A 15,072-nucleotide genomic window follows, 5' to 3' on the forward strand; every position below is an offset into this window, starting at 1 on the left:
ACGCGGGGCGGGGCGTCGTCGGACGCCCCGCCCGCCGGTCCTCAGCGCTGGGCCCGGTTCACCGCCGAGACGACCGCGCGCAGTGATGCGGTGACGATGTTCGGGTCGATGCCCACGCCCCAGAGCACCCGGTCGCCGACGGCGCACTCGACGTAGGCCGCGGCGCGCGCGTCCCCGCCCGCGGACATGGCGTGCTCGGCGTAGTCGAGGACCCGGAGGTCGACGTCCACCGACCGCAGCGCGTCGACGAACGCGGCGATCGGCCCGTTGCCGCGGCCCTCCACGGTCATCGGGACGCCGTCGTCGACCAGCTCGACCACCATCTCGTCGAGCTGGTCGCCGTGGGCCCGGTGCCGGTGTCCGGTGAGGGAGAAGCGGCCCCAGGGGGCGTCGGGGTCGGGCAGGTACTCGCTGGAGAACGCCGCCCACATCTGCTGGGCGGTCACCTCGCCGCCCTCGTCGTCGGTGTGCCGCTGGACCACCGCGCTGAACTCGATCTGCAGCCGGCGCGGCAGGTCCAGCTGGTTCTCGGTCTTCATGATGTAGGCGACGCCGCCCTTGCCGGACTGGCTGTTCACCCGGATGACGGCCTCGTAGGTGCGGCCGACGTCCTTGGGGTCGATGGGCAGGTACGGCACCGCCCAGGGCATCTCGGCGACCGGCTTGCCGGCGGCCTCGGCGTCGACCTCGAGCGCCTTGAGGCCCTTGTTGATCGCGTCCTGGTGGGAGCCGGAGAAGGCGGTGTAGACCAGGTCGCCGCCGTAGGGGTGCCGCTCGTGCACGCCCAGCTGGTTGCAGTACTCGACGGTGCGGCGGATGTCGTCGACGTCGGAGAAGTCGATCTGCGGGTCGATGCCCTGGCTGAACAGGTTCAGGCCCAGCGTGACCAGGTCGACGTTGCCGGTGCGCTCGCCGTTGCCGAACAGGCACCCCTCGATGCGGTCGGCGCCGGCGCGGTAGCCCAGCTCGGCGGCGGCGACGGCGGTGCCGCGGTCGTTGTGCGGGTGCAGCGACAGGACGACGGCGTCGCGGCGGCCCAGGTTGCGGTGCATCCACTCGATCTGGTCGGCGTAGACCGTCGGCTCGGCCATCTCGACCGTCGCCGGCAGGTTGATGATCGTCGGCCGGTCGGGGGTGGGCTCCCACACGTCGGTGACCGCGTTGCACACCTCGACGGCGAAGTCGAGCTCGGTGCCGGTGAAGGACTCGGGGGAGTACTCGTAGAAGACCTCCGTGCCGGCCATCTGCTCGGCCAGCTTGCGCACCACCTGCGCGCCGTGGACGGCGATGTCGACGATCCCGGCCCGGTCGGAGCCGAACACGACCCGCCGCTGCAGGGTGGAGGTGGAGTTGTACAGGTGGACGATCGCCTGCCTCGCGCCGCGCAGGGACTCGAAGGTGCGCTCGATGAGCTCGTCACGGGCCTGGGTGAGCACCTGGATGGTGACGTCGTCGGGTACCAGGTCGTCCTCGATGAGCTGGCGGACGAAGTCGAAGTCGGTCTGGCTGGCCGCGGGGAAGCCGACCTCGATCTCCTTGTAGCCCATGCGGACCAGCAGCTCGAACATCCGCCGCTTGCGGTCGGGCGTCATCGGGTCGATCAGCGCCTGGTTGCCGTCGCGCAGGTCGACGGCGCACCAGCGCGGAGCCTGGGTGATCACCGTCTCCGGCCACGTGCGATCAGGCAGGACGATCGGGGTGAAGGGGGCGTAGCGGGAGATCGGCATCCCCGACGGCTGCTGGGGATGGCGGACGTGCGGGTGGTTCTCGCTCAGGTTCCTGCTCACGGGTCTCGCTCCTCTGGGCGCGGGCTGGACGCAGCTCCGGTGGGGCGGTCAGCAGGCGCCGGGGACGCTCTCGGTCACGGCGAGTCCCCGCGGCGAGGGGGCCGACCTAGGAGAGGGCCTCGCCGCGGCGGGTAAGCAGGAGGCTGCCGCGCACAGGGCCACGGTAGCAGCGGGTCAGGCGAGGTCGCAGCCACACGGGCAGTCCGCGGCGTGCCCGGGTGGCCCCGAGCCGTCGTCGACCTCGTCGCACCCGGGCGGACACGTGCAGGTCAGGCCGTCGTCGACGTGCGCGAACTCGCCGGCGAGGAAGCGCCGCTGCCGCTCCTCACCGACGGCACGCCGGTGCGCCGCGCGGCGAGCCTCGGCACGGGCGCTCGGCGAGTCGCCGGGCCGGGGCTGTTGGTGGTCGTGCGGAGTGCCGTCGCGCGCCCGGTGCCAGTCACGGATCCAGCGCGTGCGGTCGAACGTGTACCAGGGCTGCTCGCGGTCGTGGCCGTGACCCTGGTGCGTGTACCACCACTCCTCGTCGCCATAGCGGGTGTCGAGGTGGGCGGGGTAGAAGCGGCCGGCCTGGTCCCGCACTGCGTCGCCGTCCATGCCGGCCACCTCCCGCCCGCTAGCGTCCAGCAGCGCCAGCCGCAACCCGGCCACCTCGGCGGCGCGGGCGAGCGCCCGGACGTCGATGCCGGACCGGCCGCTCTCCGCGGCGGCCACGGCGGACTTCGAGATGCCGATCCGCGCCGCCAGTTCCCGTTGTGACAGGTCGGCGGTCCTGCGGATCCGCCGCAGCATGCCGCTGTGCTCGGCGCCGGTCACGGGCCGAGGATCCGGGCTGTCCTCGGTGCCCGGCGGCCCATGACGTGCCCTGTGGAAGCTCGTGCGCTGCCCACAGTGCTGGGCACTGCACGAGGTGCTCAGGTGGGAAGGTGCCCGTCCCCCGTCGTGCTCTGCCCACCGTGGTGGGCAGAGCACGAGCTTGCCCAGGGGGAGTGTGCCCGTGCGTCAGCCGGCGGGCGACGGTGCGGAGCCAGGGACGCCGGGCAGCTAGGGCCCGGGCTCAGAACTCCCTGGCCAGGCGCATGCGCCACGGACGGCCGTCGGGGTCGTCGACCAAGCGGTAGACCGGCGTCGCCCACAGCCGGGTGGGCAGCGACAGCCGCCGCGGGGAGTGCTCGCGCAGCCGGCCGCGCGGGCGCGGGCCGCGGCGGCCGCCGGCATGCCAGGCGTCGAGCTCGGCCGCCGAGGACTCCAGCGTCCGCACGAACGCCTCGGGGTCGACCAGGTCGTCGTCCTCGCTGCCGTCGGCCGCGCGGTCCAGGTGCTCGCGGGCCAGCTCCAGGCGCAGGTCGCGGGCGAAGGTGCGGGCGCCGTCGCCGGTGCCGGCCGGATCGCGGGGCTCGCGCGGGTCCCGCGTGGTGTCCAGCACGGCGGAGGAGAGCTCGCTGTCGTGGGTCCAGGAGCGCCGGTTGAAGTTGTCGCTGCCCACGCTGGCCCAGACGTCGTCGACGACGCAGACCTTGGCGTGCACGTAGACCGGCGTCCCCTCGTGGTTCTCCACGTCGAACACGTGCACCCGGCCGCTCCCGGCCCGCCGGCACATCTCCAGCGCCTGCCACCGGCCGACGTACTGCGACCGCTCGGCGACCGCGCCGTCCTGGTCGGGCACCCGCGGCACCACGACGACCAGGTGCAGACCCGGGTTGTCGGCCAGGGCCCTCGCGAACAGGCGGGCGATGTCGGCCGACCACATGTACTGGTCCTCCAGGTACACCAGCCGGCGGGCCCGCTCGATCGCCTTGGAGTACCCGCGGGCCACCGACCGCTCGCCGTGCGGCGCGAAGTCGTACGGCGGCCGGATGGCGGGGTAGGTGCGCAGGTTCTGCACCACGTGCGGGCCACAGGGCGGTGGGGGAGGCAGCTGCGGCGGCAGCGGGTCCCCCTTCAGCCGGGCGCCGCGCAGCCGGTCGAGCACCCAGGCGATCGGGTTGCCGGAGTCGGCGTTGGTCGGGTCGTCCCAGCGCTCGCGGAACACGGTGTCGAGGACACCGACCGTCGGTCCCCGCAGCATCAGCTGGACGTCGTGCCAGGGCGGTGTCTCCCCGTACGCCACCGACATCGCCAGCGGCTGCGGGTCGCCCCGGTGCTCGGCGTCGTCCCGGCGGCCGTGGCACAGGTCGATCCCGCCGACGAACGCGACGTCCTGGGTCGCGTCCTGGTCATGCCGCAGGACGACGAGCTTCTGGTGGTGGCTGCCACCGCGGCGCACCCGCTGGTCGAGGATCACCTCGCCGCCGCCGTGCTCGACCTCGTCGTCCAGCGCCCGGTTCTCGTCCGCGCTGAACGACATCCAGTCCACGTGCGAGCGCCACACCAGTCCGCGCACGCAGACCCCCCGCCGCACCGCGTCGGTGAACAGCCGGGCGACGGTGGGCCCGCCCGGGCGCAGCTGCTCGTCCGGGTCGCCCCGCCAGTCGGTGAAGAACAGGTGATCCCCGGCGTCCAGCCGCTCGACGCACTCGACCAGCCGGTCGAAGTAGGGAACGCCGTGCACGAGCGCCTCGACGAGGTTGCCCTCGGTGTACGCGGGCAGGGACGTCGCCGGGTTGCCGCGCTCCTCGGCCGTCAGCAGCCAGCGCTCCACGTCGTCCACCCGGTGATCACAGCGCCCTGCCCAGGGGGACGCAAGCACGGCCGCCACCGGGGACCTCGGTAGCCTGTGGACCCGTGGCCCTCGTCGTCCAGAAGTACGGCGGTTCGTCCGTCGCCTCCGCAGCGCACATCAAGCGCGTCGCCGAGCGGATCGTGGCGGCCAAGGAGGCGGGCGACGACGTCGTCGTCGTGGTCTCCGCGATGGGCGACACGACCGACGAGCTGCTCGACCAGGCCGCGCAGATCACCGACAACCCGGCCGGCCGCGAGCTCGACATGCTGCTCACCGCCGGCGAGCGCATCTCCATGGCCCTGCTGGCCATCGCGATCAACACCCACGGCTACGAGGCGCGGTCGTTCACCGGCTCCCAGGCCGGGGTGATCACCACGTCCAGCCACGGCAAGGCGCGGATCATCGACGTCACGCCCGGCCGGCTGCGCGACGCCCTCGACGAGGGCTCGATCGTCATCGTCGCCGGCTTCCAGGGCGTCAGCCAGGACACCAAGGACGTCACCACGCTCGGCCGGGGCGGCTCCGACACGACCGCCGTGGCCGTCGCCGCGGCGCTGCAGGCCGACGTCTGCGAGATCTACACCGACGTCGACGGCGTCTTCACCGCCGACCCGCGGATCGTGCCGAACGCCCGGCGGCTGGACACGGTGACGTACGAGGAGATGCTCGAGCTCGCCGCCTCCGGGGCGAAGGTGCTCGTGCTCCGCTGCGTCGAGTACGCCCGCCGCTACGGCATCCCGGTGCACGTCCGCAGCTCCTACTCCCAGCTCCCCGGCACCACGGTGGCCGGCTCGATGGAGGACCTCACGGTGGAACAGGCCATCATCACCGGCGTCGCGCACGACCGCTCCGAGGGGAAGATCACCGTCTTCGGGGTACCCGACCGGCCGGGCGAGGCCGCGCAGCTGTTCCGCGTGCTCGCCGAGGCCGAGGTCAACGTCGACATGATCGTGCAGAACGTGTCGGCCGCGGCCAGCAAGCTCGCCGACATCTCCTTCACGCTGCCCAAGAGCGACGGGCCGGCGGCCCTCGCCGCGCTGGAGAAGGTCAAGAACACCATCGGCTACACCGACGTCACCTTCGACCAGCACATCGGCAAGGTCTCGCTGGTCGGAGCGGGCATGCGCTCCCACCCGGGCGTGTCCGCACGCTTCTTCGGCGCGCTGGCCGACGCCGGTGTCAACCTGGAGCTGATCAGCACCTCGGAGATCCGCATCTCCGTGGTGTGCCGGGACACCGACGTGGACGTCGCCGTCCGCGCGGTGCACGACGCCTTCGACCTCGGCACCGACGAGGCGCTGGCGGTCGTCTACGGAGGGACGGGACGATGAGCACGCTGTCGAGTGGGCACGGCTCCAGCGACGGGCTGCGCGTCGGCATCGTCGGCGCCACGGGCCAGGTCGGCGGTGTGGTGCGGCAGATCCTCGCCGAGCGCGGGTTCCCGATGAGCGAGCTGCGCTTCTTCGCCTCCGCCCGCTCCGCCGGCAGCACCCTGCCGTGGGGCGACGGCGAGATCACCGTCGAGGACGCCACGACCGCCGACCCCACGGGGCTCGACATCGCGATCTTCTCCGCCGGTGCGTCGACCTCGCGGGTGCAGGCGCCGCGGTTCGCCGAGGCCGGCGTGACGGTCATCGACAACAGCTCGGCCTGGCGCCGCGACGCCGACGTCCCGCTGGTGGTCGCCGAGGTCAACCCGGACGCGCTGGCGTCGGTCCCGAAGGGGATCATCGCCAACCCGAACTGCACCACGATGGCCGCGATGCCGGTGCTCAAGCCGCTGCACGACGAGGCGCAGCTGGTCCGCGTGGTCGCCAGCACCTACCAGGCGGTCTCCGGCAGCGGTCTGGCCGGCGTCGACGAGCTCGACACGCAGGTCAAGGCGGTCGTCGACAAGGCCGCGGAGCTCACCCACGACGGCTCGGCGGTGCCCTTCCCGGAGCCGGCCAAGTACGTGCGGCCGATCGCGTTTAACGTGCTGCCCATGGCCGGCTCGCTGGTCGACGACGGGACCTTCGAGACCGACGAGGAGCAGAAGCTCCGCAACGAGAGCCGCAAGATCCTCGGCATCCCCGAGCTGCGGGTCTCGGGCACCTGCGTCCGCGTGCCGGTCTTCACCGGGCACTCGCTGTCGCTGAACCTGGAGTTCGAGCGTGCGCTCACCGTCGAGCGGGCCACCGAGCTGCTGTCCTCCGCGCCCGGCGTGGAGCTCACCGCCGTGCCCACGCCGCTGCAGGCGGCCGGCCGCGACCCGAGCTACGTCGGCCGCATCCGGCAGGACCCGGGTGTCGACGGCGACCGCGGGCTGGCGCTGTTCGTCAGCAACGACAACCTGCGCAAGGGCGCGGCGCTCAACACCGTCCAGATCGCGGAGTTGATCCTGGCCTCTCGCAGGTGATCATCGGCGGGTGGCTGCCCGACACGCCGTCGACGGCAGCCACGCGCCGATGATCACCGCGGATCAGGGCTTGACGTGCCGGAGCGCGAAGTCGAGCGCGACCTCGACCTGGCGGATGGTCTCCTCGACGACCAGCGAGCCGTGGCCGGCGTCGAAGCGGTACACCTCGTGCGGCTTGCCGAGCTCCTCGAGACGCGCCAGGTAGTTGTCGATCTGCCGGATCGGGCAGCGCGGGTCGTTGGCGCCGGCGACGACGAGCACCGGCGCGGCGACGGCCTGGGCGTAGGTGATCGGCGAGGAGCGCACGTAGACGTCGCGCACCTCGTCCGGTGAGCCGCCGAACAGCGCCCGGTCGTAGGCCCGCAGGCCCTCCATCTCGTCCTCGTAGGCGGCCAGGTAGTCGGCCACCGGCACCTCGGCGATCCCGGCGGCCCAGCGCTCCGGCTGGGTGCCCAGACCGAGCAGGGTGAGGAACCCGCCCCACGACCCGCCCGAGAGCAGCGCCCGCGACGGGTCGAGGAAGCCCTCCTCGACCAGCGCGTCGTACACCGCCGCGACGTCCTCGAGCTCGGTCAGCCCCGGCCGGCCGGTGAGCGCGTCGCGCCAGGCGCTGCCGTAGCCGGTCGACCCGCGGTAGTTCACGTGCACGACGGCGTACCCGGCGTCCACGTACGCCGCGCGGCGGGCGCGGTAGGAGTCGTCGTCGGCCGCCTCCGGGCCGCCGTGCACGAGGAACGCCGCCGCGTACGGGGGCGGGCCGGCCGGCCGCACCACCAGGGCGTGGACGTCGCCGCCCGGACCCGGCACCCAGCGGTCCTCCACCGGGTAGGCGGCCGGCGGCTCCTCTCCCGGAGCGGCCAGCACCACCGGCCCGTCGGCCCGCCGGATCACCGGCGGTCGCTCGGAGTTCGACCAGGCCAGCTCGACGGTGCCGTCCGGGCGGGCGGTGGCCCCGCGGACGACGCCGCGCGGGGTGTCCAGCCGCTCCAGGGCCCCGCTGCCGAGGTCGTAGCGGTACAGCTCGCTGCGGGCGGCGTGGTCGTGCCCGACGAGCAGCGCCGAGCCGTCCGGGTACCAGCCGGCGGTCACGTCGCCGGGCAGGTCCAGGACGATCTCGGTCTCGGTGTCGGTGCCGACGTCCCAGACCAGCAGCTCCTCGCGGCCGCGCCGCTCGTGGCCCACCAGCAGCCGGCGGTCGCCGGGGAGCGGGGCGAACTCCAGCGCGTGCAGGCCGCGGCCCTCGCCGTCCCACTTCTCCGCGACCACGGAGTCGTCGTCGGTGCGCAGCAGCCGCAGGGCGGGGTAGCGCGGGTCGCCGTGCTCGGAGTGCGAGATGACCAGCAGGTCCTCGTCGTGGGTGAGCGCGTCGACCGACGCCGGGTCCTCGTGCCGGTAGACCACCCGCGGCGTGCCCCCGGCCGGGGCCAGCCACAGCTCCGAGCCGTCGTCGGTGGAGCGGCCGACGGCGACGACGGACGTGCCGACCTCCAGGCCCGCCGGGTAGGCCGGCCCGACCTCGGGGACGGCGACGCGGTCCTCCCCGCCGGCGAAGGGCTGGGTCATCCAGACGCCGAACTCGTCGCCGTCGGTGTCGGCGAACCACCAGATCGTCTCGCCGTCCGGGCTCAGCGTGCCGATCAGCGTGCCGTTGGCCCGGTCGGTCGCCTGCCGGTGGGCGTCGGTGGTGCGGTCCCACGCGTACTGCTCGACGACGCCGCTGACGTCGGAGGCGTACAGGCTGCGCTGCGGGGCCTCCAGCGCCCAGTCGGGGAGGCTCACCCGCGGCGCGCGGAAGCGGGCCTGCCAGCGGGCGGTGACCTCGGGGGAGAGGGCGGTCGGCTCGGAGCTCACCGCCTCATCTTCCCCCGGCGCCCGCACCGGCCCCGGCGCCGCCCCGGGCCGGCTCCTCGAGCCGGCGGGAGGTCTCGGCGGCCGCGTCACGGATGTCGCCGATGAGCCGCTCCAGCACGTCCTCGAGCGCGACCAGGCCCACGGTCCGCCCGCCGTCGAGCACCCGGCCCAGGTGGGCGCCGGCGTCGCGCATCGCGGTCAGCACGTCGGGCAGGGCCGCGCCGGGCTGCAGGGGGATGAACGGGATGACGTGCTCGTCGGCGATGGGCCGGTCGCGGGCCTCGGGCTCCACCCCGAGCACGTCCTTGACGTGCACGTAGCCGAGCAGCGCGCCGTCGTGGTCGCGGACGGGGTAGCGGCTGAAGCCGTGCTCGGCGACGACCGCCTCCAGCCGTCGCGGCGTGGTGGAGCGGGGCACCGTGACCAGCCGGTCGAGGGGGAGCAGGACCGCCTCCAGCTCGTCCTGGTCGAAGGTCAGCGCCCCGGCGGCCAGCTCGCCGACCTCGCTGCCGAGCCGGCCCTCCCGCCGCGACTGGCTGATCATCGAGCGGATCTCGGCCTCGTCGAAGCTGGCCGCCACCTCGTCGGTCGGCTGGACGCCGGCCAGCCGGACCATCGCGTTGGCCGCGGCGTTGAACAGCCGGATCACCGGACCGAGCAGCCGGACGAACGCCGCCAGCGGCGGGCCGAGCAGCAGCGCGGCGCGGTCGGGCCCGGCGATGGTGATGTTCTTGGGCACCATCTCGCCGAGCACCATGTGCAGCACGGTCACGAGCGACAGCGCGATGACCAGCGCGATCGGGTGCAGCAGCCCCTCCGGGACGCCGAGGGCCGCCATCGGCGTCTCGATCAGGTGCGCCACCGCCGGCTCGCCGACCGCGCCGAGGCCCAGCGAGCACAGCGTGATGCCCAGCTGCGCGCCGGCCATCATCGCCGAGACGTTGCGCATCGCCCGGATGGTCTTCCGGGCCCGCGCCGAGCCGGCCGCCGCCCGAGGCTCCAGCTGGTCGGGACGTGCCGTGACCAGCGCGAACTCCGCCGCGACGAAGAAGGCGTTGCCCAGCAGCAGGGCCACCAGGACCAGCAGGCTGAGGACGTCACTCACGCGGCCGGCTCCTTCTCGTCGTCCTCGACGAGCCGGACGGCGGTCGCCCCCGAGGCGTAGCCGTCCCGCATCAGCGCCCGCACCCGGGCCACCCGCCGTCCCTCGATCGTCTCCACGGTCAGCTCCCCGCCCTCGACGGGCACCGTGTCACCCACGGCGGGCAGGCGCTGCAGCTGCTCGGCGAGGTAGCCGCCGAGCGTCTCGTAGCGGCCCTCGGGCACCGGGACGCCGGTGCGCTCCCGCACCTCGTCGGGCCGCAGCAGCCCGGACAGCAGCCAGGTCTGCGGATCCACCCGGCGCAGCAGCCGCAGCGGGCGGTCGGTCTCGTCGGCGATCTCGCCGACGACCTCCTCCACGATGTCCTCCAGCGTCACGATGCCGTGCGTCGCGCCCCACTCGTCCACCACCAGGGCCATCTGCAGGCCCTCCTCGCGCAGGAGGTCCAGCAGCCGCTCCACCCGCAGCAGCGAGGGCGCGGTGAGGATCGGCACCGCGAGCTCCTCGGCCGGCACGACGCCCCGCTGGTCCTCCGGGACGGCGACCGCGTGCTTGACGTGCACGACCCCGGTGACCTCGTCGAGGCCGGCGCCGTAGAGCGGGAAGCGGGACGAACCCGAGGCGACCGCCGCGCCGATGACGTCGGCCGCGGTGGCGTCCGCGCGCAGCGCCCACATCTGGGTGCGCGGGGTCATCACGTCGGCGGCGACCTTGTCGCGCAGCGCGAGGGAGCGCTCCAGCAGCCGGGCCGCGCGCGGCGAGAGGTCACCCTCCTCGGCCGAGCGGCGGGCCACCGCGGCCAGCTCGTCGGCGCCGCGCGCGGACTCCAGCTCCTCGCGCGGCTCGAAGCCCAGGCGCCGGACGATCGCGTTGGCCAGGGCCTGGAGGGCGTGCACGACGACGCCGGTGACCCGGGTGAAGGCGCGCATCCCTGGGGCCACCGCGGCAGCGACGGGCAGCGGGCGGGCGATGGCCAGGTTCTTGGGACCGAGCTCGCCGATCAGCATCTGCAGCGTGGTGGCCAGCGCCAGCGCCAGACCGTAGGAGACGCCGGTGACCCAGCCGGCGGGCAGCCCGGCCGCCTCCAGGGGGCCGCGCAGCAGCTGGCCCAGCGCGGGCTCGGCCAGGTAGCCGACGACCAGCGTGGTGATCGTGATGCCCAGCTGGGCGGCCGAGAGCTGGGTGGACAGCGTGCGCAGCGCCGCGACGACACCCCGGGCCCCGCGGTCCCCGGACGCCGCGGCCTGCTCGGCCCGCCCGCGGTCGACCGTGGTCAGGGAGAACTCGGCGGCCACGAAGAAACCGGTCAGTGCCGTGAGCGCCACGGCGGCGAGGAGGAGCAACCACTCGGTCATCGGGGGCCCGGTGCCCGGATGGGGCCCCCGCCAACCCATGACGCGGCGCACGCACCCCCGGGACGACTCAGGGGCCGCCTCGCGGCGGCCCCTGAGCAGTGTGTCGGGGTGACAGGATTTGAACCTGCGACCTCGTCGTCCCGAACGACGCGCGCTACCAAGCTGCGCCACACCCCGAGGTGCGGACCGAGTCTAGCCGACGCCGACCTCAGGTCCGACGGGCGGTCAGGGTGAGCAGCGTCGCCTCCGGCGGGCAGGCGAAGCGGTACGGCGCGTAGGGGCTGGTGCCCAGACCGGCCGAGACGTGCAGCCAGGTGCCGTGCGGGTGGGTCGCCGACGGCTCGGCCCAGCGGTGCAGCCAGCGGACCCGGTCGCGGTCGATGCCGCAGTTGGTCACCAGCGCGCCGTAGAAGGGCACCCGCAGCTGCCCGCCGTGGGTGTGCCCGCACAGCAGCAGGTCGTGGCCGTCGGCGGCGAAGCGGTCGAGCACCCGTGGCTCGGGGGAGTGGGCCAGCCCGATGCGCAGGTCCGCGGTCGGGTCGGCGGGGCCGGCGACGAGGTCGTAGCGGTCGAGCCGCAGGTGCGAGTCGTCGACGCCGGCGAAGACGATGCGCCGTCCGTCCACGACCAGCTCGCCGCGGGCGTTGGTCAGGTCGAGCCAGCCGCGGGCGGCCATGGCGTCGCGGAGGTCCCGCCAGGGGAGCTCGTCGCCGTGGACCCGCTTGTGCTCTCGCTTGAAGTACTTGAGCGGGTTCTTCGGCCGCGGCGCGTAGTAGTCGTTGCTGGCCAGCACGAAGGCGCCGGGCAGGTCCAGCAGCGGCTCGAGCGCCCGCAGCGTCCCCGGGACGGCGTCCATCCCGGCCAGGTTGTCGCCGGTGTCCACCACCAGGTCCGGCTGGAGGTCGGCCAGGGAGGCCACCCACTCCTGCTTGGACCGCTGCCCGGCGGTCATGTGCAGGTCGGACAGGTGCAGCACCCGCAGCGGCGCGGAGCCCGGGGCGAGCACCGGGACGTCGAAGCGGCGCAGCGTCCAGCGGGTGCGCTCGTAGAGGGAGGCGTAGGCGATCCCCGCGGTCGCGGACCCGAGGACGGCGGTCGGGAGGGCTGTGGTCGCACGCACGGCAGCCGAGATTACGGGCGCGTCGCCGGAACGCGCCGTGCGAGGCTGGCGCACGTGTCCGACCTGAAGGAACAGCTGCGCACCGACCTGACCACCGCGATGAAGTCCCGGGACGAACTGCGCACCGCCACGCTGCGGATGGTGCTCGCCGCGGTCAGCGCGGAGGAGGTGGCCGGCAAGGAGGCCCGCGAGCTCAGTGACGACGAGGTGCAGGCGGTGCTGCGCCGCGAGGCCAAGAAGCGCCGGGAGGCCGCCGACGCCTTCGCCACCGCGGGCCGCACCGAGCAGGCCGACCGGGAGCGGGCGGAGGGCGACGTGGTGGCCGCCTACCTGCCGGCGCAGCTGGCGGACGCCGACCTCGCCGCGCTGGTCGCCGACGTCGTCACCCGCACCGGCGCCGGCGGCAGGAAGGACATGGGCCGGGTCATGGGCGCGGTGCAGAAGGAGGTCGCCGGCCGGGCCGAGGGCGGCCGGGTGGCCGCCGAGGTCCGCCGCCAGCTGGGCTGAGAGGGCGGCCGCCGTTCAGGGTCCCTCCGCCTGCGCCTGCGAGGCGTGGGGGGAAGGGTGGTCCTCCTTCAGCCGGCCGGCGCAGCCGCCGGGTCCACCGGGGCCGGAGCGCCGGCCGGGTCGGCAGGGGTCGCGCCGTCCGCCGCCGGAGCCGCCTCGGGGGCCGGGGCATCGCCGGGCGCCGGAGCCGCCTCGGGCGCAGGCGCCGCGTCGGGCGCCGACCCGGATGCCGCCGGAGCTGCCGGCGCGGGGGCCGGCGCCGGTGCGGTGAACGGCACGGCCGGCTGCCCGGCGAGGATCGGGGCCATCGCGTGGTAGAAGATCGTCGCCGGCATGCCGCCGCCGAAGCCGCGGACCTGCTCGCGCTCCTTGGGGTTGTAGACCATCACGCTGGCCGCGTACTGCGGCGTGTAGCCCACGAACGCCACGGAGAGGTTGTCCTGGCTGGTGCCGGTCTTGCCGGCGATGTCGTGTCCGGGGATGGCGGCGTTGCGGCCGGTGCCGAACGGCGACTCGGTGTCGCCGACCAGCACCTGGTTGAGGGTCGTGGCCACCTCCGTCGAGACCGCGCCGGGCGTGCACCGGTCGTCCCGGACGACCGGCCGGCCGTCGTCGCCGGTGAGCGGCTGCCCGTCCCGGTCGAGCACGGCGGTCACCGGCGACGGGTCGCACTGGGTGCCGTTGGCGGCGAGCGTGGAGTAGGCGCTGGCCAGGGCGAGGGGGCTGGTCGACTCCGGCCCGAAGGTGAACGAGCCTCGGTTCTCGTCGATGATCTGCTGCGGCAGCCCCGGGTCGCTGAACTGGAACAGGCCCATCCGCTCGGCCGCGCGCACCGGGCCCTCCACGCTGCCCAGCCGGTCCTCCAGCGCGAGGAAGTAGGTGTTGGACGAGCGGACCAGGGCCTCGGCCATCGACAGCGTCCGCGGGTAGCTGTTCCCGACGTTCTCGACGTCGTAACGCCCGGCGCCGTCCTTGTACACGCGCGAGACGTAGGGCTCGCTCGCCGTGATGACGTGCGAGATCGGGAGGCCCTGCTCGAGCGCGGCGGCCGCGGTGAACACCTTGTAGGTGGAGCCGGAGCCCTGCCCGGGGACGACGTTGAGGTTCACCGACTCGCACTCGGGCCCGGCGCAGCCGAAGCGGCGGTTGGCGCTCATCGCCAGCACGTGGCCGGTGCCCGGCTCGACGGCGGTGAACGTACCCGCCAGCGAGTCGCCCATGGCCAGCTCGCCCAGGACCGCCTGGTCACCGGAGCGCTGCAGGTCCGGCCGCAGCGTCGTCTGGATCGTCAGGCCGCCGTCGTCGAGGAGCTCCTGGCTGAGCCCGAGCGTGTTGCGGAGGTAGTCGGCCAGGTAGGCGCAGAAGAAGCCGCCGACCGTGGCGTCGATGCAGCCGTTGGGCGCGGCGGCGCCCGGCGCCACCTGCACCGGCTGCGCCGAGATCTCGTCGACCTGGGCCTGGTCGATCTGGCCTGCGCCGACCATCGCCTGCAGCACCTGGTTGCGGCGGGTCTGCCCGTTCTCCGGGTTGGTGATCGGGTCGTCGTTGGACGGGCTCTGCACCAGGCCGGCCAGCATGGCCGCCTGCGGCAGGGTCAGGTCGGCGGCGTCCACGCTGAAGTAGCGCTGCGCGGCGGCCTGCACGCCGTAGGCGCCCTGCCCGAAGTACACGAGGTTGAGGTAGCGGGTGAGGATCTCGTCCTTGGAGTACTCCTCCTCCAAGGCGAGGGCCATCCGCGCCTCCCGCAGCTTGCGGCCCACGCTCTCCTCGGTGGCCGCCTGCCGCTCCTCGGCGGTGTCGGCGGTCTGCGCGAGGGTCTGCTTGACCAGCTGCTGGGTGAGCGTCGAGCCGCCCTCCTGCACCGAGCCCGCCGCCACGTTGGTCGCCAGGGCGCGCAGCGTGCCCTGCACGTCCAGACCGTTGTGCAGCTCGAAGCGGGCGTCCTCGATCGCGACGAGCGCCTGCTTCATCACGGGGGCGATCCGGTCCGACGGCACCGGCGTCCGGTCGTTCCGGTAGAACATCGTGATCAGCGAGCCGTCGGCCGCCAGCACGCGGGTGTTGCCCGCCGGCGTCTCGTCGGTCAGCTCGACCGGCAGGGCGTCGAGCAGTGAGGCGGAGTTGCGCGCGGCGAGACCGGTGCCGCCCACGAACGGCAGCAGCATGCCGGCGACCAGGGCACCGGCGAGGACGATCGTCGCGGCGAGCTTCGCCAGGACCCGGGGGCGATCGGAGGCGTCGGCAGACATCGGGCGCCAATGTACGTGGCGGCGGGCTGCCGGGCGTCCGC

At 74.1% G+C, this 15,072-nt stretch carries 11 protein-coding genes and 1 tRNA gene; 3 read left to right on the forward strand and 9 right to left on the reverse strand.

The genetic code is table 11. The annotated features are described in order from the left end of the window. Positions 1 to 41: 41 nt before the first annotated feature. The 3 genes from leuA to GOBS_RS02525 all read right to left on the reverse strand — a co-directional run bounded on the left by leuA (position 42) and on the right by GOBS_RS02525 (position 4,437). Complete coding sequence (leuA, locus tag GOBS_RS02515; RefSeq protein WP_012946724.1) at positions 42 to 1,787, reverse strand: 2-isopropylmalate synthase; 1,746 nt, start codon at positions 1,785 to 1,787, stop codon at positions 42 to 44. A gap of 174 nt (positions 1,788 to 1,961) precedes the next feature. Then, entirely contained in the window at positions 1,962 to 2,603 is a 642-nt protein-coding gene (locus GOBS_RS25115) for a helix-turn-helix domain-containing protein (RefSeq protein WP_012946725.1), read from the reverse strand. 241 nt (positions 2,604 to 2,844) lie between these two features. Next, the gene (locus tag GOBS_RS02525; RefSeq protein ID WP_049788125.1) at positions 2,845 to 4,437 is read right to left on the reverse strand and encodes a phospholipase D family protein; all 1,593 of its coding nucleotides are present in this window, start codon (positions 4,435 to 4,437) and stop codon (positions 2,845 to 2,847) included. Positions 4,438 to 4,511: 74 nt separating this feature from the next. Between GOBS_RS02525 and GOBS_RS02530 the strand changes: the two genes are divergently transcribed. Together GOBS_RS02530 and GOBS_RS02535 are read left to right on the forward strand one after the other, a co-directional pair. Next, the gene (locus tag GOBS_RS02530; protein WP_012946727.1) at positions 4,512 to 5,780 is read left to right on the forward strand and encodes an aspartate kinase; all 1,269 of its coding nucleotides are present in this window, start codon (positions 4,512 to 4,514) and stop codon (positions 5,778 to 5,780) included. Then, positions 5,777 to 6,847, forward strand: a complete 1,071-nt coding sequence (locus tag GOBS_RS02535) for an aspartate-semialdehyde dehydrogenase (protein WP_012946728.1) — start codon at positions 5,777 to 5,779, stop codon at positions 6,845 to 6,847. The genes GOBS_RS02530 and GOBS_RS02535 overlap by 4 nt, the downstream gene beginning before the upstream one ends. A gap of 63 nt (positions 6,848 to 6,910) precedes the next feature. Here GOBS_RS02535 and GOBS_RS02540 read toward each other — a convergent pair whose 3' ends face one another. From GOBS_RS02540 to GOBS_RS02560, 5 genes are all read right to left on the reverse strand, one after another. Continuing rightward, a complete protein-coding gene (locus tag GOBS_RS02540) occupies positions 6,911 to 8,698 on the reverse strand; it encodes a prolyl oligopeptidase family serine peptidase (RefSeq protein ID WP_012946729.1) in 1,788 nt (595 codons plus the stop codon). A 4-nt stretch (positions 8,699 to 8,702) separates the two neighbouring features. After that, positions 8,703 to 9,803, reverse strand: a complete 1,101-nt coding sequence (locus GOBS_RS02545; RefSeq protein WP_012946730.1) for a hemolysin family protein — start codon at positions 9,801 to 9,803, stop codon at positions 8,703 to 8,705. Then, a complete protein-coding gene (locus GOBS_RS02550) occupies positions 9,800 to 11,155 on the reverse strand; it encodes a hemolysin family protein (protein ID WP_012946731.1) in 1,356 nt (451 codons plus the stop codon). Before GOBS_RS02550 ends, GOBS_RS02545 begins: the two co-directional genes overlap by 4 nt. A 103-nt stretch (positions 11,156 to 11,258) precedes the next feature. Next, positions 11,259 to 11,332, reverse strand: a tRNA-Pro gene (locus GOBS_RS02555). A gap of 31 nt (positions 11,333 to 11,363) precedes the next feature. Beyond that, positions 11,364 to 12,275, reverse strand: a complete 912-nt coding sequence (locus GOBS_RS02560; protein ID WP_041241299.1) for a metallophosphoesterase — start codon at positions 12,273 to 12,275, stop codon at positions 11,364 to 11,366. 54 nt (positions 12,276 to 12,329) lie between these two features. On the opposite strand from GOBS_RS02560, the gene GOBS_RS02565 reads away from it, so the two are divergent. After that, a complete protein-coding gene (locus GOBS_RS02565; RefSeq protein ID WP_012946733.1) occupies positions 12,330 to 12,782 on the forward strand; it encodes a GatB/YqeY domain-containing protein in 453 nt (150 codons plus the stop codon). A 68-nt stretch (positions 12,783 to 12,850) separates the two neighbouring features. On the opposite strand, the gene GOBS_RS02570 is transcribed toward GOBS_RS02565, so the two are convergent. Then, positions 12,851 to 15,031 carry a transglycosylase domain-containing protein gene (locus tag GOBS_RS02570; protein WP_012946734.1) on the reverse strand — a complete coding sequence of 727 codons (2,181 nt, stop codon included), beginning with the start codon at positions 15,029 to 15,031 and terminating at the stop codon, positions 12,851 to 12,853. Positions 15,032 to 15,072: the final 41 nt, after the last annotated feature.

This window comes from Geodermatophilus obscurus DSM 43160 (genome assembly GCF_000025345.1).
GTDB classification, from domain to species: domain Bacteria; phylum Actinomycetota; class Actinomycetes; order Mycobacteriales; family Geodermatophilaceae; genus Geodermatophilus; species Geodermatophilus obscurus.

Bases quoted from the DNA above. Each gene is read 5' to 3' on its own strand.
- GOBS_RS02535 (WP_012946728.1), top strand. From the start codon at position 5,777: ATGAGCACGCTGTCGAGTGGGCACGGCTCCAGCGACGGGCTGCGCGTC.
- GOBS_RS02550 (WP_012946731.1), bottom strand. From the start codon at position 11,155: ATGACCGAGTGGTTGCTCCTCCTCGCCGCCGTGGCGCTCACGGCACTG.
- GOBS_RS02570 (WP_012946734.1), bottom strand. From the start codon at position 15,031: ATGTCTGCCGACGCCTCCGATCGCCCCCGGGTCCTGGCGAAGCTCGCC.